At 69.4% G+C, this 545-nt stretch carries 1 protein-coding gene; it reads left to right on the top strand.

What is annotated here, in order from left to right:
• Positions 1-545 (top strand): alcohol dehydrogenase catalytic domain-containing protein (locus tag CAG11_RS33065; RefSeq protein WP_143494915.1); only part of this gene is annotated, 545 nt, incomplete at both ends.

The raw sequence follows: 545 nt of genomic DNA, 5'->3' as shown, positions 1-545 counted from the left end.
TCCGTCGCTCAGGGCGCTGGCCGAGCATATCCAGCGCACGTACCCGTCCCTGGAACAACAAACCAGCCGTGCCGAGGCGCCTGCCGCCAGGCGGCCGGTGCCGGCAGTGGCCGTAACCGAGCCCAGCCGCCGGCGCGCACTGGCCAGCGCCGAGCCTGCGCGGGCCGAGGTACTGCCATTAGCCGAGGTGGTGGAGCAAGTGCCACAGGTGTGCCGGCAATTGCGAATCGAGGGCCCGGGGCGGATCGATGAGCTGCAACCTATCGAAGCGCCCTTGCTGCCGTTGGGGCCGGACGAAGTGCGGATCGCGGTACGCGCCTTCGCCCTGAACTTCGGCGACCTGTTGTGCGTCAGCGGCCTGTATCCCACCCAGCCGCCATATCCCTTCACCCCGGGTTTCGAGGCCAGCGGCGTGGTGCTGGAGGTGGGGGGAGAGGTGTCGCGGATTGCGCTCGGCGATGCGGTGTTCGCCTTGGCTGGCGAAGCCTTGGGGGCCCACGCCAGCGTCATGACCTGCTCCCAGGACCGGGTGTTCGCCTTGCCGA

This window comes from Pseudomonas sp. B6(2017) (assembly GCF_002112765.1).
Taxonomy (GTDB): domain Bacteria; phylum Pseudomonadota; class Gammaproteobacteria; order Pseudomonadales; family Pseudomonadaceae; genus Aquipseudomonas; species Aquipseudomonas piscis.
This window is presented reverse-complemented; position numbering and strand designations above follow the sequence as displayed.